This is a genomic window from Acrocarpospora catenulata, assembly GCF_018476525.1.
GTDB classification, from domain to species: Bacteria; Actinomycetota; Actinomycetes; order Streptosporangiales; family Streptosporangiaceae; genus Acrocarpospora; species Acrocarpospora catenulata.
On sequence record NZ_JAHCST010000002.1, the window covers coordinates 345,670 to 369,214 of the forward strand.

Annotated in this window: 1 protein-coding gene (cut by a window edge); it reads right to left on the reverse strand. The window is 71.8% G+C overall.

What is annotated here, in order from left to right; all coding sequences use genetic code 11:
• Nucleotides 1-23,545, reverse strand: the 3' portion of a protein-coding gene (locus tag KIP79_RS48890) for an SDR family NAD(P)-dependent oxidoreductase (protein WP_372453510.1). The gene runs 5,909 nt beyond the window's last position; 23,545 of the gene's 29,454 nt are visible here — the last part of the coding sequence; its start codon lies beyond the right edge, outside the window; the stop codon is at nucleotides 1-3.

The following is a 23,545-nucleotide window of genomic DNA, read 5'->3' on the forward strand; positions in this document are numbered from 1 at the left end:
TCACAGATCTTTGAGGCGGCCCAGCTCGCTTTCAATGAAGCCGAGAATGTCCTTGGTACTCGCCGATTCGAGCACTTCGGCGACTGTGATTTCACTAGTCTCCGTGCCGGTCTCGCTCACCGTCGCCAGCAGGTGGCGCAGCCGGGTGACGATGCCGTTTCTCGCGACCTCGTTCAGCGCGTGGCCGGAAAGTGCCGTCTCGAAGCGGTTGAGATCGGCCAGCAAGGACAGTTCCGTGGCCTTGTTCTCCCCGGGCGCGAGCTCTGCCAGAAGGTGTTCGGCGAGGCTCGCGGGGGTGGGGTAGTCGAAGATGACGGTGGCCTGCAGCCGCAGTCCCGTCGCCGCGTTCAGCCGGTTGCGCAGCTCCACCGTGGTGAGGGAGTCGAAGCCCAGTTCGCGGAACTCCCGTCCCGGCTGGATCGCCTCCGCCGACTCGTGTGCCAGGACCAGTGCCGCCTGCGTGCGCACCAGCTCCGTCACCAGCTGCACCTGCTCGGCCTCGTCCAGTTCCGCCAGGCGGCGGACCAGCTCTTCCCCTCCGCCCGCGGAGGTGGAGGCCGCGGCGCGGCGGCCGACGCGGACCAGGCCGCGCATCAGGTGCGGGACCTCGCCCATCGCGCGCAGTACCGGCAGGTCCAGCCGCACGGGTACCACCATCGCCCGGGCCGAGGCGGTGGCCGCTTCGAACGCGGCGAGACCGTGCTCGGCCGACAGCGGCGGCATACCCGGGCGGGCGAGCCGCCGCATCTCGGTGCCGCTCAACGTGCCGGTCATGCCGCTGTCCTGAGCCCACGAACCCCAGGCCAGCGACAACCCGGCCAGCCCCCGCGCGCGGCGCAGCTGGGCCAGGGCGTCCAGGAACACGTTCGCCGCCGCGTAGTTGCCCTGACCAGGCGCGCCGATGACACCCGCGAGCGCGGAGAAGACCACGAACCCGGCCAGGTCCAGGTCCTGGGTGAGCTCGTGCAGGTGCCAGGCCGCGTCCACCTTCGGCCGCAGCACACTGTCCAGCCGCTCGGCCGACAGCGACGGGATCGTCCCATCGGCCAGCACACCGGCGGTGTGAATGATCGCGGTCAGCGGATGTCCGGCATCGATCCCGGCCAGCAGGTCCGCGACCTGGTCCCGGTCGGCCATGTCACCGGCGGCGATCGTGACTTCGGCACCGAGCTCGATCAGCTCGGCCCGCAGCTCCGCCGCGCCTGGGGCGTCCAGGCCCCTCCGGCTGACCAGCAGCAGGTGCCGTACGCCGCGCTCGGCCACCAGATGCCGGGCGAACAGCGCGCCCAGACCACCGGTTCCACCAGTGATCAACACTGTGCCGTCCGGATCCCACGAGCGGGCGCCGTCCCCGACCGAGTCGATGTCGGAGACACCCGGGAGGTCGCCGGGCAGTATCCGCGCCAGGCGCGGCACCAGCATCTCACCCTCGCGCACCGCCACCTGCGGCTCGCCCGACGCCAGGACCCCGGTCAGCACCGGTGCGGAGATCTCGTGCTCGTCCGCATCGACCAGCACGAACTGGTCCGGATTCTCCGACTGGGCGCTACGGACCAGACCCCACACCGCGGCAGCCGGCAGATCCGCGACCGTCTCACCGTCACCCGCGGCGATCGCACCCCGGGTGCGGAACACCAGACGCGAATCGGCGAACCGCTCATCGGCCAGCCACTGCTGTACGACCCCCAGCACCTGGGTGGTCAGCAGGTGCGCCGACTCCACCGCTCCAGCCGCCGGATCCGAGGCCACCTCCAGCACCACCACGGGCGGTACCGCATCCGCGGTGGCCGCTCCCCAGTCGTCCAATCCGAACACCGCCACGTCGCCGGTCTCCCCGGTCTCCGGCGTGCCCGCCACGGCCTTCCACTCGATCCCGAACAGCGATTCCCAGCCGATGCCGCGGTCCGACACGGCCAGTTCTCCGGCGGAGACCGGCCGCAGCCCCACCGACCGCGCCGACACCACCGGCGCACCCGCCGCGTCGACCGCCGCCAGCTCCACCGAGTCGTCAGCGGTGCGGGCCAGCCGGACCCGCAGCGCCGACGCTCCGCCGGCCTCCAGAGACACCCCGGCCCACGAGAACGGCACCAGGCCACCCTCGGAATCGTCCAGCCCGGCGAAGATCACGGCGTGCAGCGCGGCGTCCAGCAGCGCCGGATGCAAACCGAACGCACCCACCTCGGACTGCGCCTGCTCGGGCAGCGCCACCTCGGCGAAGATCTCACCGTCGCGCTGCCAGGCCGCCCGCAGCCCCTGGAACACCGGACCGTATTCCAGTCCTTGGTCTGCCAGCTCGTCGTAGAAGCCGTCCAGTTCGACGGCGGTCGCGCCGGTCGGCGGCCAGACCGCCGCATCGAACGACCCCGCTGCCGGAGAACCGGTCGCGAGCGTGCCGGTGGCGTGCCGCACCCACGGCACATCCTCCCCGGCCTGCGCCGAGCGGGCGTAGACGTTCACGCTCCGGTGGCCCGATTCTTCCGGCGCGGCCACCGACACCTGCACCGCGACCGCCTCGCCCTCGCCCAGCACCAGCGGGGCGACCAGCGTCAGCTCCTCGACCACATCGCAGCCGACCTGGTCACCCGCCCGGACCGCCAGCTCAAGGAACCCGGTGCCGGGGAAGATCACCGTGCCGGCCACCGCGTGATCGGCCAGCCACGGATGCGTTCGCAGCGAGATACGTCCCGTCAGCACCATCCCATCGGAGTCGGCCAGCCCGACCGCCGCGCTCAGCAGCGGGTGATCCGCGGCGGCCAGGCCCGCCGCCGCCACGTTCCCTCCGCCGGAACCGGCGCTGTCGGGCCAGTACCTGCGGTGCTCGAAGGCGTAGGTGGGCAGATCGACCCTGCCCCCCCTGGGGAGCACCGCCCGCCAGTCCACCGGCACCCCGTGCACGTGCAGCCGGGCCAGCGCCATCATCACCGCCGTGTGCTCGTCTCGATCCTTGCGCAGCACGGGCACGAGCACGTTGTCGAACTCCGCGGCAAGGGTGTCCTGGGCCATCGCGGTCAGGACGCCGTCAGGGCCCAGCTCCAGATAGGCCCGTACGCCCTGAGTCTCCAGCGTGCGGACGCCATCAGCGAAGCGCACCGCGCCGCGGACCTGGTCCACCCAGTAGCCCGGCGAGCACACCTGCTCGGTCGTGGCCGCCTGGCCGGTCAGGGTCGACACGATGGGGATCTGCGGCGGGTTGTAGGTGAGCCTGCTCGCCAGCGTGCGGAAGTCTTCCAGCATCGGATCCATCAGCGGCGAGTGGAACGCGTGCGACACTCGCAGCCGCCGCGTTCTGACGCTCTGGGATTCCAGCGCGGCGGCGACCTCAAGGACCGCCTCCTCGACCCCGGAGAGCACCAGCGAGGCAGGACCGTTGACCGCCGCGACCGACACCTGGTTTTCGCGCCCGGCCAGCAGATCGGCAACCTGATCCTCGGACGCCTGGACCGCGACCATCGCCCCGCCCTCAGGCAACGCCTGCATCAACCGCGCCCGGGCCGCCACCAGCGCACATGCGTCGCTCAGTGAAAGGACCCCGGCCACGTGAGCGGCCGTGATCTCCCCGATCGAATGACCGGCCAGCACATCCGGCCGCACACCCCACGATTCGACCAGCCGGAACAGGGCGGTCTCCACCGCGAACAGCGCCGGCTGCGCCCACCCCGTCTGGTCCAGCAGCCCGGCCTGGTCGTCGAACAGCACCTCACGCAACGAACGACCCAGCCCGGCCGGCTCCAGCTCGGCGATCACCTCGTCCAGCGCCTCCGCGAACACCGGGAACCGCTCGTACAGCTCCCGGCCCATGCCCGCCCGCTGGCTGCCCTGGCCGGTGAACAGCACCGCCAGCTGAGGCTCCGCCCCGGCCACCGCACGCACCACACCCGCACCCGGCCGGTCCTCGGCCAGCGCGCCCAGCCCGGCCAGCAGACCGTCACGGTCCCCGGCCAGCACCACCGCACGATGCTCGAACGCCGACCGCGTCGTGGCCAGCGCGAACGCCGTATCGGCCAGCGCGACCTCACCGCGCTCCCGCACATGCGAGACCAGCCGCTCGGCCTGCGCCCGCAACGCCTGATCCGTCTTGGCCGAGACCAGCACCGGCACCACACCAGCGGGCGGCGCCTGATCCTCCACATCCGGACCGGCCGGAACCTCCGGCCCCTCCTCCAAGATCACATGCGCGTTGGTGCCGCTGATCCCGAAGGAGGAGACACCGGCCCGGCGCGGGTGACCGTTCCGCGGCCACTCGGCCGGCTCGGTCAGCAGCTCCACCGCGCCGGAGGACCAGTCCACGTGCGAGGACGGCTCGTCCACGTGCAGCGTCCTGGGCAGCACGCCATGCCGGAGGGCCAGCACCATCTTGATCACACCGGCGACGCCCGCGGCCGCCTGCGTGTGACCGATGTTGGACTTGATCGCGCCCAGCAGCAGCGGGCGGTCCCCCTGCCGGTCCTTGCCGTAGGTGGCCAGCAGCGCCTGGGCCTCGATCGGGTCGCCCAGCGCGGTTCCCGTGCCGTGTGCCTCGACCGCGTCCACCTCGGACGGCGACACTCCGGCATTGGCCAGCGCCTGCCGGATCACCCGCTGCTGCGAAGGACCGTTCGGCGCGGTCAGGCCGTTGGACGCGCCGTCCTGGTTGATCGCCGAACCACGCACGATCGCCAGCACTTGGTGGCCGTTGCGGCGGGCGTCCGACAGCCGCTCCAGGACCAGCATGCCCACGCCCTCGGAGTAGCTGGTGCCGTCCGCCGTGTCGGCGAAGGCCTTGCACCGGCCGTCCGACGACAGCCCGCCCTGGGCGCTGAAACCGATGATCCCCAGCGGCGAGGCCATCACCGTCGCGCCACCGGTCAGCGCCAGATCGCACTCGCCCGAGCGCAGCGCCTGCACCCCGAGGTGCATCGCCACCAGCGACGAAGAACACGCGGTGTCCACCGTCACCGCCGGGCCCTCAAGACCCAGCGTGTACGAGAGACGGCCGGACAACACGCTGGCCGACAGACCGGTGACGCCATGGCCTTGGATATCCGCCTGAGCGCCCACGATCAAGCTTGAGTAGTCCTGGCCGTTGGTGCCGACGAACACGCCGGTGGAGCTGCCCTTCAGCGAGACCGGGTCGATCCCGGCCCGCTCGACGGCCTCCCAGACCCCTTCCAGCAGCAACCGCTGCTGCGGGTCCATCGCCAGCGCCTCACGCGGCGAGATCCCGAAGAACCCGGCGTCGAACCCGGCCACATCAGGCAGGAACCCGCCCTGATCGGTCGCGCTGCTGCCCCGGCTGTCGGACCCGAACAGCATCTCCATGTCCCAGCCGCGATCGGTGGGGAAGGGGGTGATCGCGTCCTCGCCCTCGGACAGCAGCCGCCACAGACCTTCCGGCGAGTCCACCCCACCGGGGAACCGGCAGCTCATGCCCACAATCACGATGGGATCGCCCGCGACTCCCGCCTGCTGCGCGGCCACCACACCCGAGGCCGCGGCCAGGTCCTGGCGACCCAGCAACTCCGACACCAGGAATCGGGCCAGCACGGCCGGCGTCGGGTAGTCGAACACCAGCGTGGCCGGCAGCCGCAGCCCCGTCGCCGCGTTCAACCGGTTACGCAGCTCCACCGCGGTGAGGGAGTCGAAGCCCAGCTCGCGGAACTCACGCCGCGCCTGGACCGCGTCCGCCGACGCGTGCCCCAGCACCACCGCGGCCTGAGCGCGCACCAGCTCGGCCACCAGCCGCACCTGCTCGTTCTCGCCCAGCCCGACCAGCCGCCGTACCAGCTCCGCGTCTCCGGCCACCGGGGTGGAGACCGCCGATCGGCGGCCTGCCCGCACCAGGCCCCGCATCAGATGCGGCACCTCAGGGAACGTGCGCAGGACCGGCAGATCCAGCCGCACCGAGACCACCGCCGTCTGCGCCGACGTGGCAGCCGACTCGAACGCCGCGAGTCCTTCCTCGGGCGACAGCGGCGGCATGCCCGCCCGCGCTATCCGGCGCAGCTCGATCGCGCCGAGGCCACCGGTCATCCCGGTCTCCTGCGCCCACAGGCCCCAGGCCAGCGACAGCCCGGGCAGCCCCTGCGCCCGGCGCAGCTGGACCAGCGAGTCGAGGAACGCGTTCGCCGCCGCGTAGTTGCCCTGACCCGCGTTGCCCATCACCCCCGCGAGGGAGGAGAAGACCACGAACGCCGCGAGGTCCAGGTCCTTGGTCAGCTCGTGCAGATGCCAGGCGGCGTCCACCTTGGGACGCAGCACCGCGTCCAGCCGCTCCGGCGTCAGCGAGGGGATCGTGCCGTCATCCAGCACACCGGCGGTGTGAATGACCGCGGTCAGCGGATGCTCGGCCGGCACCCGCTCCAGCAGGGCAGCCGCCGCGTCCCGGTCGGTCACATCGCAGGCCGCGACCGTGACCTCGGCACCGTGTGCGATCAGCTCGGCTCGCAACTCCACCGCGCCCGGAGCCTCCAGACCCCGGCGGCTGACCAGCAGCAGGTGCCGTACGTCGCGCTCGGCCACCAGATGCCGCGCGAACAGCGCGCCCAGACCACCGGTCCCACCAGTGATCAACACCGTGCCGTCAGGATCCCACGGCCGTTCGACCTCGGCACCGGGCACGACCCGTGCCAGCCGGGCCACCAGCACCTCGTCACCGCGCACCGCGACCTGCGGCTCGCCCGACGCCAGCACTCCGGCCAGCAGCGGTGCGGAGATCTCCTGATCGTCCACATCGACCAGCACGAAACGGCCCGGATTCTCCGACTGGGCGCTACGGACCAGACCTCGGACCGCCGCCCCCACCGGATCCGGCGCGTCCTCACCGGCATCGGCCACGACCGCGCCCCGGGTGAGGAACACCAGCCGCGAATCGGCGAACCGCTCATCGGCCAGCCACCGCTGCAGCAGATCCAGAACGCGGGTGGTCAGCTCATGCGCCGACTCCGCCACCCCGGCCGCCGGATCCCGGACCACCTCCGTCAGCACCACACCCGACCCCGCCAGGGACGAGAGATCCAGCGCGTCCAGGTCAAGCACCGTCACCGGCACCGGGTCAGCTTCCGGCAGACCGCCGAAGACGGACCATTCCACCCGGAACAGCGTGTCCCGGCCGACGTCACGGCCATCGAGAGCGAGCTGCTCGGTGGAGATCGGTCGCAGGACCACCGACCGGGCCGTCACCACCGGTGACCCGGACGCGTCGACCGCGCTCAGCGACACAGCGTCGTCGCCCGCCCCGGCCAGCCGTACCCGCAGCATCGAGGCGCCGCCCGCGTGCAGGCACACCTCACCCCAGGAGAACGGTTCCTGGACAGCCTCGGCATCGGCGATCGGCGTCACCTGCAGGACCGCGTCCAGCAAAGCCGGGTGCAACCCGAACGAATCCGCTCCACCGACGTGCTCCGGCAGACTCAGCTCGGCGAAGATCTCACCGTCAGCACCCTGCCAGGCCGCCCGCAGGCCCTGGAACGCCGGACCGTACGCCAGCCCTCGGGTGGCCAGCTCATCGTAAAGGCCATCCAGTTCGATGGCGGTCGTCCCGGCCGGGGGCCACATCGCCGTATCGAACGGCACGGCTTCCGGAGCACCGGTCGCTAGCGTGCCGGTGGCGTGCAGCACCCACCGCACATCATCGGCCGCGTCCGCCGACCGGGAGTAGACGCTCAGGCTTCGGCGGCCCTGCTCCTGCGTGGCATCGACCCATACCTGGACCGCGACGGCCTCGCCCTCGCCCAGCGCCAGCGGCGCGACCAGCGTCAGCTCCTCCACCAAGTCGCAGCCGACCTGGTCACCCGCCCTGATCGCCAGCTCCACGAACACGCTGCCCGGTACCACCACCGAGCCCGCCACCAGGTGATCGGCGAGCCACGGCTGGGCGCTCACCGACAGCCTCCCGGTCAGGACCACCCCGTCGGAGTTGGCCAGCGGCATCGCCGCGCCCAGCAGCGGGTGCCTGGTCGCGGACAGGCCGAGAACACGGGCATCACCGCTCTGCTTGGCGTTCGGCCAGAACCGCCGGTGCTGGAAGGCGTAGGTCGGCAGGTCGACCCTGCGCCCACCGGTCAGTACGGCCTGCCAGTCCACCGTCACGCCGCGTACGAACAGCTCGGCCGCCGAGACCAGGAGACGGTCCAGCCCGCCTTCATCCCGGCGCAGGGTCCCAGCGATCACCGCGTCCACCGCGGCCTGGTCCACGCACTCCCCGATGCCGATCGTCAGCACGGGGTGCGGGCTCACCTCCACGAACGCCCGGTATCGCTGCTCCAGCAGCTGCCCGATCGCCGGGGCGAAGGCCACCGTGTTGCGCAGGTTGTCACACCAGTACGCCGCGTCGAGTTCCGGCCCTTCCAGCCACTGGCCGGTCACCGTCGACAGCATCGGCACCCGCACCGGCTGCGGCACCACCCCGGTCAGGACCTGCGCCAGCTCCGCACCGATCAGATCGACCTGAGCCGAATGGGAGGCGTAGTCCACCGCGATCCGCCGGACCCGCACCTCCTCGGCGGCAAGCCGCTCAACCAGTTCCTCGACCGCGACGACCTCACCGGCCACGACCACCGAACTGGGGCCGTTGATGGCCGCGACCGACACCCGGCCGTCCCAGCCGGCCAGCCGCTCACGCACCTGCTCGACCGGCAACGCCACCGACGCCATCGCGCCAAGCCCGGCCAGCCGGTCGGCGATCAGGCGGCTGCGCAGCGCCACTATCCGGGCACCGTCCTGCAGCGACAGGCCGCCCGCGACCACGGCGGCGGCGATCTCGCCCTGCGAGTGGCCGACCACGGCGTCGGGGCGGAGCCCCAGGGACTCCCAGACCGCAGCCAGGGAGACCATCACCGCGAACGACACCGGCTGGACCACATCCACCCGATCCAGCGACGGAGCACCCTCTGTCTGGCGGATCACGTCCAGCAGCGACCAGTCCACGAACGGCTCCAGAGCAGCCGCGCACTCGGCCATCCGACCCGCGAAGACCGGCGACTCCTCAAGGAGCTGCCTGCCCATGCCGACCCACTGCGCTCCCTGACCCGGGAACACCCACGCCGACTTGCCATCGACGTCGGCCACTCCCGCGATCACCCGAGCCGCCGACTCACCGGCCTCGACCACGGACAGGCCCGCCAGTAGTTCCTCGCGGTCACGGCCGACCACCACCGCGCGGTGCTCGAACGCCGACCGCGACACCACCAGCGAGAACGCCGTGTCGACCGGGTTCAGATCGCCGGCCTCCACGTGCGCCGCCAGACGACGGGCCTGGCCACGCAACGACTCCTCGGTCTTCGCCGAAACCACCCACGGCACGACACCCGGCGCCTGCTCCACCGGCTCCGAGACAGCAGCCTCCGGCCCCTGCTCCAAGATCACGTGCGCGTTGGTGCCGCTGATCCCGAAGGAGGACACACCCGCCCGGCGCGGACGGCCGGTCTCCTGCCACTCCACCGGCTCGGTCAGCAGTTCCACCGCGCCGGAGGCCCAGTCCACGTGCGACGACGGCGCATCCACGTGCAACGTCTGAGGCAGCACCCCGTGCCGCATCGCCAGGACCATCTTGATCACACCGGCCACACCGGCGGCCGCCTGCGTGTGACCGAGGTTCGACTTGATCGAGCCCAGCAGCAGCGGCCGACCCTCCTCCCGATCCTGGCCATAGGTCGCCAGCAGCGCCTGCGCCTCGATCGGGTCACCCAGCGTCGTACCCGTGCCGTGCGCCTCGACCGCGTCCACGTCCGCGGCGGACAATCCCGCGACGGCCAGCGCCTGACGGATCACCCGCTGCTGCGAAGGACCGTTCGGCGCGGTCAGCCCGTTCGACGCGCCGTCCTGGTTGACGGCGGAGCCACGCACGACCGCGAGCACATGGTGGCCGTTGCGGCGGGCGTCAGACAGCCGCTCCAGCATCACCAGGCCGACGCCCTCGGACCAGCCGGTGCCGTCCGCGGTGTCGGAGAACGCCTTGCACCGCCCATCGCCGGCCAGCCCGCCCTGCGCGCTGAAGTCGATGAACACGCCCGGCGTGGCCATCACGCTCACGCCGCCGGCCAGCGCCAGATCGCACTCGCCCGAGCGCAGCGCCTGCGCCGCCATGTGCATCGCCACCAGCGACGAAGAACACGCGGTGTCCACCGTCACCGCCGGACCCTCCAGACCCAGCGCGTACGCGACACGGCCGGTGAGGATGCTCCCGGCGCTACCGGTGCTGACGAAGGTCATCACCTCCGGCGAGAACTCAGCGCTCATCCCGTAGTCGTGGAAGATCGCCCCGGCCCACACACCGGTACGGCTGCCGCGCAGCGAGACCGGGTCGATCCCGGCCCGCTCGATCGCCTCCCAGGACGTCTCGAGCAGCAGCCGCTGCTGCGGATCCATCGCCAGCGCCTCACGCGGCGAAATACCGAAGAACCCCGGATCGAATTCGGCCGCGTCCACGAGGAACCCGCCCTGGAAGCCCAGCTCACCCTGCACCTGCCAGCCCCGGTCCCTGGGCACCGGGGAGATGGCGTCCCGGCCGTCGGCGATCAGCCGCCACAGATCCTCCGGAGAGCTCACCCCGCCGGGGAAGCGGCAGGCCATCGAGACGATGGCGATCTGGTCGTCCGCCACCGCGGTGGCGACCACCGGCGCAATCGCGTCGCCGTGCACGCCGAGCAGTTCACTGAGCAGGTACTCGCCGAGTGCGGTGGGGGTGGGGTAGTCGAAGACGAGGGTGGAGGGCAGGCGCAGCCCGGTGGCGTCGTTGAGCCGGTTGCGCAGTTCGAGCGCGGTCAGCGAGTCGAAGCCCAGCTCACGGAACTCACGCCGGACATCCACCCCCTCCACGGAGGAATGCCCGAGGACGGCGGCGGCCTGCGCCCGGACCAGGTCGACCAGCAGCTGGATCCGCTGGGGGTGAGCCAGACCGGCCAACTGCCGGGACAGCGCCTCGCCCGCACCACCACCTCCGGCCGCCGACAGCGCGGCGGCCGTACGGCGGGTGCCGCGCACCAGCCCGCGCAGCAACGGCGGCACCAGATGAGCGGGCATCGCCGACAGGTTCATCCGCACCGGGACCACGAGCGGTGCATCCGAGCCGATGGCCGCGTCGAACAGCGCCAGACCCTGCTCGGTGCTGATCGGGGGAATCCCGGCGGCGGCCATCCGCTGCACGCTGGCCTGCGACATGCCCCCGGTCATCCCGGTGGCCTGCGCCCACAATCCCCAGGTGAGCGACAGCCCCGGCAGCCCCTGTACCCGGCGCCGCGCCATCAGCCCGTCCAGCCAGGCGTTGGCCGCCGCGTAGTTGCCCTGCCCCGCGTTGCCGATCAGCCCGGCCAGCGAGGAGAACACCACGAACTCGGCCAGGTCCAGGCCCTGGGTCAGCTCGTGCAGATGCCAGGCCGCATCGACCTTCGGCCGCAGCACCGCATCCACCCGCTCCGGTGTCAGCGAGGCGATCGTCCCGTCATCCACGATGCCGGCCGCGTGAATCACCACGGTCAGCGGATGCTCGGCGTCGATCCCGGCCAGCAGGCCGGCCACCGCGTCCCGGTCGGACATGTCGCAGGCGCTGATGGTTACCTGGGCACCCTGATCGCTCAGCTCCTGGTGAAGCTCTGTCACACCGGGGGCGTCGGGGCCTCGGCGGCTGGCCAGCAGCAGATGCCGCACCCCGTGCTTGGCCACCAGATGCCTGGCCACCTCCGCGCCCAGACCACTGGTGCCGCCGGTGACGAGCACGGTGCCTTCCGGGTTCCAGCGGCGCGGCATGGTCAGCACGATCTTGCCGGTGTGGCGGGCCTGGCTCATGAACCGGAACGCCTCACGGCCTCGCCGCACATCCCACGCCGTGAACGGCAACGGCCGCAACTCACCGGCCGCGATCAGCTCCATCACCTCGGCCAGGATCTGCTGCAACCGCTCGGCGCCGGCGTCCAGCATGTCGAACCAGTGATACACCAGCCCGGGGAACTGCGCCTGGTCGCGGATGTCCAGCTTGCCCATCTCGATGAACCGGCCGCCCGGACGGAGCAGTCGCGCCGAGGCGTCGATGGGCTCCCCGGTCAGCGAGTTGAGCACCACATCGATCCCCCGCTCACCGCGGACCGCGCGGAACTGCTCCTCGAAGTCCAGGGTCCGCGACGAGGCGATGTGATCGTCTGGGATGCCCATCGAACGCAGCACGTCCCACTTGGCCGGGCTGGCCGTGGCGTACACCTCGACCCCCAGCCGCTGGGCCAGCTGGATGGCCGCCATGCCCACACCGCCCGTACCGGCGTGCACCAGCAGCGACTCCCCTGCCCGCAGCCCGGCCAGATCCATCAGCCCGTAATAGGCGGTCATGAACGTCACCGGGATGGTCGCCGCCTGCTCGAACGAAATCCCGTTGGGGATCTTGGTCAGAACCTGGGAGCTGGTGACCACCGGGCCGAACGCACCTTCGGTCAGACAGACCACCCGGTCCCCCGGGCGGATGTCGTCGACCTCGGGGCCGACCTCCAGCACCACGCCGGCGGCCTCGCCGCCCATCAGGCCGACCTTGTCCTGGAACCAGCCCAGCGCGTGCAGCGCGTCCAGCAGGTCACGGAAGTTGACTCCGGCCGCGTGCACCGCCACCCGCACCTGCCCGGCCGCCAACGGCTCGGCCGGCCCCGGGTCGGGAATGAGCTCCAGCGCGTCCAGGTTGCCCTTGGCCCTGCTCCCCAGCCGCCACGCCGTACCGGACGGAGGCAGCAGACCCGCCCCCGACGCCAGCGATGCCAACCGCGCCGCCCGCACGCCGCCGCCACGCACCGCCACCTGCGGCTCGCCGGAAGCCAGCACCCCACCGAGCAACCCGCCCAGCGCACCGAGCCGCACCGACTCCTCGTCCACGTCCACCAGCACGAACCGGCCCGGGTTCTCCGCCTGCGCGCTGCGCACCATCCCCCACACCGTCGCGGCCGCCAGATCGGTGACGTCCTCGCCATCGCCCGCCGCGACCGCTCCCCGGGTGAGGAACACCAGTCGCGACTCGGCGAACCGCTCTTCGGCCAGCCAGTTCTGCAACAGGCCCAGCACCTCACGGGTCACCTGATGCGCCGCTGCCACCGCGTCCTCAGCCGACGCGGTCTCGATCTCGGCCAGCACCACACCTGGCACCGGCCCCGCCTCGGCCAGCGTCGGCAGATCACGATGAGCCGCGACCGGCTGCCCGGCCGACTCCCACGTTCCCACCAGGCCCAGCATGTCCAGACCGACCACCGCCATCGGCACCAGGTCGGCCACGGGAACATCGGAGAGCGCGGTCCATTCCAGCCGGAACAGCCCGTCGCGCTCCGCCGCCTGGACATCACCCGCGGCGGCGATCTGACCGGGCGAGAACGGGCGCAGCACCAGCGAGCGTGCCGACAGCACCGGCTCCCCTGCGGCGTCCACCGCCGTCAGCGTGGCCGAGTCGGCGGCGGTCCGGCTCATCCGCACGCGCAGCATCGCCGCCCCGGTGGCGTGCAGGCTCACCTCACTCCACGAGAACGGCAACCGGCCGCCCTCGGAATCGTCCAGCCCGGCGAAGGTCACCGCGTGCAGGGCAGCGTCCAGCAGAGCCGGATGCACCCCGAACGAAGCCGCGCTCGACTGCGCCTGCTCGGGCAGGACGACCTCGCCGAACACCTCACCGTCGGCACCGCGCCAGGCCGCCCGCAGACCCTGGAACACCGGGCCGTATTCGAACCCGCCCGAAGCCAGTCCCTCGTACAGCCCGTCCAGCTCGATCTCGGTCGCGCCCTGCGGGGGCCAGACCGTCGCGTCGAACGGCGCGGCAGTGGACACGCCGGTCGCGAGCGTGCCGGTGGCGTGGCGCACCCACGGCACATCGTCGGCCGCCTGCGCCGAGCGGGCGTAGACGCTCACGCTCCGATGGCCGGTCTCCTGCGCGGCGCCCACCCACACCTGCACCGCGACGGGATCGGTCTCGCTCAGCACCAGCGGCGCGGTCAGGGTCAGTTCCTCGACCAGGTCACAGCCGACCTGGTCACCGGCCCGGATCGCCAGTTCCAGGAACCCGGTGCCCGGGAAGATCACCGTGCCGGCCACCGCGTGATCGGCCAGCCACGGATGCGATGACAGCGACAGACGGCCGGTCAGCAGCACCCCGTCGGAGTCGGCCAGACCCACGGCGGCGCCCAGCAGCGGATGATCCGTCACCGCCAGCCCGGCCGCGGCCACGTTACCCACCCGGGAAGCCGCCCCCGCGGGCCAGTACCGCTCGTGCTGGAAGGCATAGGTCGGCAGGTCGACCCGGCGCCCGCGCGGGAGCACCGCCTGCCAGTTCACCGGTACGCCGTGCACGTGCAGCTGAGCCAGCGCCTCGATGACGACCTCGTGCTCGTCCCGGTCCCGGCGCAGCAGCGGCACCAGCACGTTATCGATCTCTGCGGCAAGGGTGTCCTGGGCCATCGCGGTCAGGACACCGTCGGGGCCCAGCTCCAGATACGCCCGTACGCCCTGAGTCTCCAGCGTGCGGACGCCGTCGGCGAAGCGGACCGCGCCACGAACCTGATCCACCCAGTAATCCGGCGAGCACAGCTGCTCGGCCGTGGCCGCCTGCCCGGTCAGGGTGGACACGATCGGAGTTCGCGGCGGGTTGTAGGTGAGCCTGCTTGCCAGCGTGCGGAAGTCCTCCAGCATCGGGTCCATCAGCGGCGAGTGGAACGCGTGCGAGACCCGCAACCGCTTGGTGCGCACCCCGCGCTTCTCCAGCGCGGCGGCGACCTCAAGGACCGGCTGCTCGGCCCCGGAGATGACCATCGAGGCCGGGCCGTTCACCGCCGCGATCGACACCTGGTCTTCGCGCCCGGCCAGGAGCTCGTTGACCGCCTCCTCGGAGGTCTGCACCGCCACCATCGCCCCACCCGCAGGAAGGGCCTGCATCAGCCGCGCCCGGGCCGCGACCAGCGCACACGCGTCGGCCAGTGACAGCACCCCGGCCACGTGAGCCGCGGTGATCTCTCCGACCGAGTGCCCGGCCAGCACCTCCGGCCGGATCCCCCACGAGGACACCAGCCGGAACAGCGCGGTCTCCACCGCGAACAGCGCCGGCTGCGCCCACCCCGTCTGGTCCAGCGCCTCCGCCTCGGCCGTACCCGGCTCGGCGAACAGCACCTCCCGCAGCGACCCGTCGAGCAGCGGGTCCAGCTCGGCGATCACCTCGTCCAGCGCCTGCGCGAATACCGGGAAGCGGTCGTACAGCTCCCGGCCCATCCCCGCCCGCTGGCTGCCCTGGCCGGTGAACAACACCGCGAGCCTCGGCTCCGCCGCCACACCGCGCACCACACCCGCACCGGGACGGTCCTCGGTCAGCGCGGCCAGCCCGGCCAGCAGACCATCACGGTCCCCGGCCAGCACCACCGCACGATGCTCGAACGCCGGACGGGTCGTGGCCAGCGAGAACGCCGTATCGGCCAGCGCCACCTCACCGCGGTCCTGTACATGTGAGACCAGCCGCTCGGCCTGCGCCCGCAGTACCGCTGCAGTACGGGCCGACACCAGCACCGGCAGCACACCTGCGGCCGGCGCATCGTCCCGCGCCGCCGTCCCGGCCTCGATCCGCGGAGCCGCCGGCCCCTGTTCGAGGATGACGTGGGCGTTGGTGCCGCTGATCCCGAAGGAGGAGACACCCGCCCGGCGCGGACGGCCGGTCTGCGGCCATTCGGCGGACTCGGTCAGCAGCTCCACCGCGCCGGAGGTCCAGTCCACGTGCGAGGAAGGCTCGTCCACGTGCAGCGTCTTGGGCAGTACGCCGTGACGTAGCGCCAGCACCATCTTGATCACACCGGCGACGCCCGCGGCGGCCTGGGTGTGACCGAAGTTGGACTTGATCGCGCCCACCAGCAGCGGCCGGTCCTCCGGCCGGTCCTTGCCGTAGGTGGCCAGCAGAGCCTGGGCCTCGATCGGGTCACCGAGCGTGGTACCGGTGCCGTGCGCCTCCACCGCGTCCACCTCGGACGGCGACAGCCCCGACACGGCCAGCGCCTGGCGGATCACCCGCTGCTGCGACGGACCATTCGGCGCGGTCAGGCCATTGGACGCACCGTCCTGGTTGATCGCCGACCCACGCAGGACCGCCAGTACCTCGTGCCCGTTGCGGCGGGCGTCCGACAGCCGCTCCAGGACCAGCACGCCCATGCCCTCGGACCAGGTCGTGCCGTCGGCGGTGTCGGAGAAGGCCTTGCACCGTCCATCAGGCGCCAACCCGCCCTGCGCGCTGAACCCGATGAACCCGATCGGGGTGGTCATCACCGTGGCGCCGCCGGCCAGCGCCAGGCTGCATTCGCCCGAGCGCAGCGCCTGCGCCGCCATGTGCATCGCCACCAGCGACGATGAGCAGGCGGTGTCCACCGTCACGGCCGGGCCCTCCAGACCCAGGGTGTAGGACAGGCGGCCGGACAGCACGCTGGCCGACATACCGGTGATGGCATGGCCTTCCACGTCTGCCGCGGCGTTCATCATCAGGCTCATGTAGTCCTGACCGTTGGTGCCCACGAACACGCCGGTGGAGCTGCCCTTCAGCGAGACCGGGTCGATCCCGGCGCGCTCGACGGCCTCCCAGACCCCCTCCAGCAGCAACCGCTGCTGCGGGTCCATCGCCAGCGCCTCACGCGGCGAGATCCCGAAGAACCCGGCGTCGAACCCGGCCACATCCGCCAGGAACCCGCCCTGGATGTCCAGACCCGTCCCGGACACCGACGCCAGATCCCAGCCACGATCGGCCGGGACCGGCGAGATCGCGTCCTCGCCCTCGGACAGCAGCCGCCACAGACCTTCCGGCGAGTCCACCCCACCGGGGAACCGGCAGCTCATCCCCACGATCACCACCGGGTCGTCCGCCACCGACGCGCCCAGCCCGGCCACCACACCCGACCCGACGGCCTGGTCCTGCCGGCCCAGCAGCTCCGAAACCAGGTACTCCGCCAGCACGATCGGCGTCGGGTAGTCGAACACCAGCGTGGCCGGCAACTGCAGCCCCGTCACGGTGTTCAGCCGGTTACGCAAGTCCACGGCGGTGAGGGAGTCGAAGCCCAGCTCACGGAACTCCCGCCGTACCTGGACAGTCTCCGCCGACGCGTGCCCGAGCACCACCGCCGCCTGAGCCCGAACCAGCTCCACCACCAGCCGGACCTGCTCGGTCTCACCCAGCCCGGCCAGCCTGCGTACCAGCTCCGTGTCCCCGCCCACCGGGGTGGAGACCGCCGACCGGCGGCCCACACGGACGAGGCCGCGCATGAGATGCGGCACCTCGCCAAGCGTCCGCAGGACCGGGAGATCCAGCCGTGCCGCGACCACCGCCGTCTGCCCCGACGTGGCGGCCGCGTCGAACGCCGCCAGCCCTTGCTCGGCCGACAGCGCCGGCATGCCCGCCCGCGCTATCCGGCGCAGCTCGATCGCGCCCAGACCACCGGTCATCCCGGTTTCCTGCTCCCACAGGCCCCACGCCAGCGACAACCCGGGCAGCCCCTGCGCCCGGCGCAGCTGGACCAGCGAGTCGAGGAAGGCGTTCGCCGCCGCGTAGTTGCCCTGACCGGCGTTGCCCGTCACCCCGGCCATCGAGGAGAACACCACGAACCCGGCCAGGTCGCTGCTCCGCGTGAGTTCGTGCAGGTGCCAGGCCGCGTCCACCTTCGGACGCAGCACACTGTCCAGCCGCTCGGAGGTCAGCGACGGGATCGTCCCGTCGGCCAGCACACCGGCGGTGTGAATCACCGCGGTCAGCGGATGAGCGGCATCGACACCGGCCAGCAGGGCCGCAACCGCGTCCCGGTCGGCCATGTCGCACGCCGCGATCGTGACCTCCACGCCGTGCGCGATCAGCTCCGCCTGCAACTCCACCGCGCCCGGAGCCTCCAAGCCCCGGCGGCTGGTCAGCAGCAGATGCCGTACGCCACGCTCGGCCACCACATGGCGAGCGAACAGCGCACCCAGACCACCGGTCCCGCCGGTGATCAACACCGTGCCATCCGGATCCCACGGCCGCTCCACCGTCTCCGCAGGCGTCAGACGCGCCAGACGCGGAACCCGTACCTCGTCCCCGCGCACCGCCACCTGCGGCTCGCCGCAGGCCAGCACCCCGGCCAGCACCGAGTCAGACAGCTCACCATCGACATCGACCAGCACGAACCGGCCCGGATTCTCCGACTGAGCACTCCGGACGAGACCGTGAGCCGCCGCCGCCACCGGATCCGGCGCCGCTTCACCCTCCGCGACCGCGCCCCGGGTGAGGAACACCAGCCGCGAATCGGCGAACCGCTCATCGGCCAGCCACCGCTGCACCAGGTCCAGAACGCGGGCGGTCAGCTCATGCGCCGACTCCACCACCCCGACCGCCGGATCCGAGACCAGCTCCGTCACCACCACGGCCGGGACCGGACCCGACTCCAGCAGGGACGAGAGATCCTCGTGGACCGGCAGTCCGCCCGACTCTCCGGCCGCGTCGTTCCCGGCGGTCCGCAACGCCGCTGTGGCGCCCAGTGTGTCCCGGCCGAGCAGCCCCACCGACATCGGCGCCCCAAAGGCCTCCGGCGTAAGGCCCATGGGGGCCCACTCCACCCGGAACAACGTGTCCCGCCCAGAGCCACGACCGTCAAGAGCAAGCTGCTCGGTGGAGACCGGCCGCAGCACGACCGACCGGGCCGACGCCACCGGCGCACCCGTCGCGTCCACCGCGACCAGCGACACCGCATCACCGCCCGCCCCGGTCAGCCTGACCCGCAGCATCGACGCGCCGCCCGCGTGCAGGCACACCTCACCCCAGGTGATCGGCGACCAGCCGCTTCCCACCGTGTCCAGCCCGACGAAAGGCACCGCGTGCAACGCCGCGTCCAGCAGCGCCGGGTGCAACCCGAACTCCCCTGCGCCGCTGACCTGCTCCGGCAAGCTCAGCTCGGCGAACACCTCGCCGTCAGAACCCCGCCAGGCCGCCCGCAGCCCCTGGAACGCCGGACCGTAGGCGAAGCCCTCCTCCGCCAGTTCCTCGTAGAGCCCGCCCAGCTCGATCGCGGTCGCGCCGGCCGGGGGCCACACCGTCGCATCGAACGACTCGGCAGGCGAAAGTGCGAGGCCCGTGGTGAGAGTGCCAGTGGCATGGAGCACCCACGGAGCATCGTCGTCGCCGTCCGCCAGACGCGTGTGCACGCTGAGGCTCCGGCGGCCCTGTTGTGGCGCGCCCACCGACACCTGCATCACTACCGCGTCGTGCTCGGCGAGAGCCAGCGGCGCGGCCAGCGTCAGCTCCTCGACCACATCGCAGCCGACCTGGTCACCCGCCCGGACCGCCAGTTCCACGAACACGCTGCCCGGCACCACGACCGAGCCCGCCACCACGTGGTCGGCCAGCCACGGCTGCGTACTCACCGACAACCTGCCGGTCAGCACCATCCCATCGGTGTCGGCCAGGCCCACGGCCGCCCCCAGCAGAGGGTGCCTTGTCGCGGACAGGCCCAGAACACGGGCGTCGCCGCTCTGCCTGGCGTTCGGCCAGAACCGCTGGTGCTGGAAGGCATAGGTCGGCAGATCGACCCGGCGACCGCCGGGCAGGACGCTCTTCCAGTCCACCGTCACACCGCGGACGAACAGCTCGGCGGCCGAGACCAGGACACGGTCCAGCCCGCCCTCATCCCGACGCAACGTACCGGCGATCACCGCATCTACTGCGGCCTCGTCCACGCATTCGCCGATGCCGATCGTGAGCACCGGGTGCGGGCTCACTTCCACGAACACGCGGTGGCGCTGCTCCAGCAGTTCCCCGACGGCCGGGGCGAAGTTGACCGTGTTGCGCAGGTTGTCACACCAGTACGCCGCGTCGAGTTCCGGACCTTCCACCCACTGGCCGGTCACCGTCGACAGCATCGGCACCCGCACCGAACGCGGAGTCACCTCCGCCAGGATCTGCGCCAGTTCCTCACCGATTAGATCGACCTGGGCCGAGTGCGAGGCGTAGTCCACCGCGATCCGCCGGACCCGCACCTCCTCAGCGGTCAGTCGCTCGACCAGTTCCTCGATGGCCGCGACCTCACCGGCCACCACCACCGAGCGAGGGCCGTTGATGGCCGCGACCGAGATTCGCCCGTCCCAGCCGGACAGCCGTTCACGGACCTGCTCGACCGGCAGCGCCACAGACGCCATCGCGCCGAGCCCGGCCAGCCGGTCGGCGATCAGTCGGCTGCGCAGCGCCACCACGCGCGCGCCGTCCTGCAGCGACAGGCCACCCGCGACTACCGCTGCGGCGATCTCGCCCTGAGAGTGGCCGACCACGGCGTTGGGGCGGACGCCCAGGGACTCCCAGACTGCCGCCAGGGAGACCATCACCGCGAACGACACCGGCTGGACCACATCGACCCGGTCCAGCGACGGGGCGTCCTCGGCCTGGCGGATCACGTCCAGCAGCGACCAGTCCACGAACGGCTCCAGCGCCGCCGCGCACTCCGCCATCCGACCCGCGAAGACCGGCGACTCCTCAAGCAGGGCGGCACCCATACCCGCCCACTGGGCTCCCTGACCCGGGAACACCCACACCGACTTCCCGACGACGTCGGCCACACCCGCGACCACGTGAGCCGCCGGCTCACCGGACTCGACGGCCGACAGGCCCGCCAGCAGCTCGCCGCGATCCCCGCCGACCACCACCGCACGGTGCTCGAACACCGACCGCGACACCACCAGCGAGGACCCCACCTCCACCGGGTCCAGATCGCCGGCCTCCACATGCGCCGCCAGACGACGCGCCTGACCACGCAACGCCTCCGGAGTCTTCGCCGAGATCATCCACGGCACCACACCACCGGCCGACCCGGCAGGCTCTTCCGCCTGGGGTCGCGTAGAACCTTCCGGTCCTTGCTCCAAGATCACGTGGGCGTTGGTGCCGCTGATCCCGAACGAGGACACCCCGGCCCGGCGCGGGTGGCCGTTCCTCTTCCACTCCACCGGCTCGGTGAGCAGTTCCACCGCGCCGGAGGCCCAGTCCACGTGCGAGGACGGCGCATCCACGTGCAGCGTCTTGGGCAGGACACCATGCCGCATGGCCATGACCATCTTGATCACACCAGCCACACCGGCAGCCGCCTGCGTGTGACCGAGGTTCGACTTGATCGAACCGAGCAGCAGCGGCCGGCCCTCCGGCCGGTCCTGACCGTAGGTCGCCAGCAGCGCCTGCGCCTCGATCGGGTCACCCAGTGTCGTACCCGTACCGTGCGCCTCCACCGCGTCCACTCCGGCGGGAGACAGCCCGGCGCCGGCCAGCGCCTGGCGGATCACCCGCTGCTGCGACGGACCGTTCGGCGCGGTGAGACCATTGGACGCACCGTCCTGGTTGACCGCCGAGCCCCGGACGATCGCCAGGACCGGATGCCCGTTGCGGCGGGCGTCCGACAGCCGCTCCAGCACCAGCATGCCCACGCCCTCGGAGTAGCTGGTGCCGTCCGCCGCGTCGGCGAAAGACTTGCTCCGGCCATCGGGCGACAGGCCTCCTTGGGTGCTGAAGTCGATGAACGCCAACGGGGTGGCCATGACGGTCGCGCCACCGGCCAGCGCCAGGTCGCATTCGCCCGAGCGCAGCGCCTGCGTCGCCATGTGCATCGCCACCAGCGACGACGAGCAGGCGGTGTCCACCGTCACCGCCGGGCCCTCAAGCCCCAGCGTGTACGAGATACGGCCGGTCGCGACACTCGCGGCGGTACCGGTGCCGACGAAGCCCATCACCTCCGGCGGGAACTGGGCGTTCATCCCGTAGTCGTGGTAGAAGATGCCGGCGAACACCCCGGTACGGCTGCCCCGCAGTGAGGTCGGGTCCATGCCCGCCCGCTCGATCGCCTCCCAGGACGTCTCCAGCAGCAGCCGCTGCTGCGGGTCCATCGCCAGCGCCTCACGCGGCGAGATGCCGAAGAAGCCAGGATCGAACTGCGCGGCGCTGTCCAGGAAGCCGCCCTCGCGCACGTAACTGGTGCCCCGATGCTCGGTGTCCGGGTTGAACAAAGCCGCCAGATCCCAGCCGCGCGTGGTCGGGAACTCGGAGATCCCGTCCCCGCCCTCGGCCACCAACCGCCACAGATCCTCCGGAGAATGCACCTCACCCGGGAAGTGGCAGGCCATACCCACGATCACGATCGGATCGTCGCTCAACGGCAGGGCGGGTGCGGGAATGATCGCGTCGGCGTGCTCGCCGAGCAGTTCGGCCAGCAGGAACTCCGCCAGCACGGTCGGCGTCGGGTAGTCGAACACCAGCGTCGCAGGCAACCGCAGACCGGTCGCGGCGTTCAGCCGGTTACGCAGCTCCACCGCGGTGAGGCTGTCGAAGCCCAGCTCACGGAACTCCCGCCGCACCTCCACCGTCTCGGGCGAAACGTGGCCCAGCACCATGGCCACTTCGGTACGCACCAGATCCAGCAGAACCTCGGCACGCTCGGCCACCCCCAGCGGAGCCAGCCGCTGCAACAGCGTGGCCGCCACCACCGAACCGGACGCCGCCGACCGCCGACCGCCCCGCACCAGCCCCCGCAACAACGGGGAGACCTCGCCGTGGGTGCGCAGCACCGCCAGCTCCAACCGGAGCGGGATCACCACCGGCCGGGCCACCCGGCAGGCCGCGTCGAACAGCGCCAGACCCTGCTCCACCGACAGCGGCGGCATGCCCGTCCGGGCGATCCGCCGCATGTCGGCCTCGCTCAGCGCGCTGGTCATGCCGGTGTCCTGGGTCCAAGCGCCCCAGGACAGGGACTGCGCGGGCAGCCCTTCGGCCCGGCGCGACTGGGCCAGGGCGTTCAGGAACCTGTTCGCCGCCGCGTAGTTGCCCTGCCCGGGTGCTCCCATGACACCCGACAAGGACGAGTACAGGATGAACGCCGCCAGGTCCATGCCGCTGGTCAGCTCGTGCAGATGCCAGGCCGCGTCCACCTTCGGACGCAGCACCCTGCCCAGCCGCTCCGGCGTCAGCGACGAGATCGTCGCGTCCTCCAGCACACCGGCGGTGTGCACGACCGCGGTCAGCGGATGAGCGGCGTCGACACCGGCCAGCAGGGCCGCCACCTGGTCCCGGTCCGCCATGTCGCAGGCGGCGATGGTCACCTGCGCGCCCTGCGCGGCCAGGTCCCGCTCCAGCTCAGCTGCGCCGGCCGCTTCCAGGCCCCGGCGGCTGGTCAGCAGCAGGTGCCGTACGCCGCGTTCGGCGACCAGATGCCGGGCCAGATGGCCGCCCAGACCGCCGGTGCCACCGGTGATCAGAACTGTCCCGTCCGGATCCCACGGCCGTTCCGGCTCCTCGGCCGGTGTCACCCGGGCCAGCCGAGGTACCCGCAGCGCGCCTTCGCGCACCGCCGCCTGCGACTCACCGGAGGCCAGCACCGCGGCCAGCGACGATGGGGACAGCTCCGCGTCGACATCGACCAGCACGAACCGGCCCGGGTCCTCCCACTGCGCCGAACCCACCAGGCCCCAGACCGCCGCGGCCGCCAGATCGGTGACCGCTTCACTCTCACTCGCGGCCACCGCGCCCCGCGTCACGAACACCAGCCGCGAAGTCCTGAACCGCTCGTCGGCCAGCCACCGCTGCAGCAGGTCGAGGACGTGG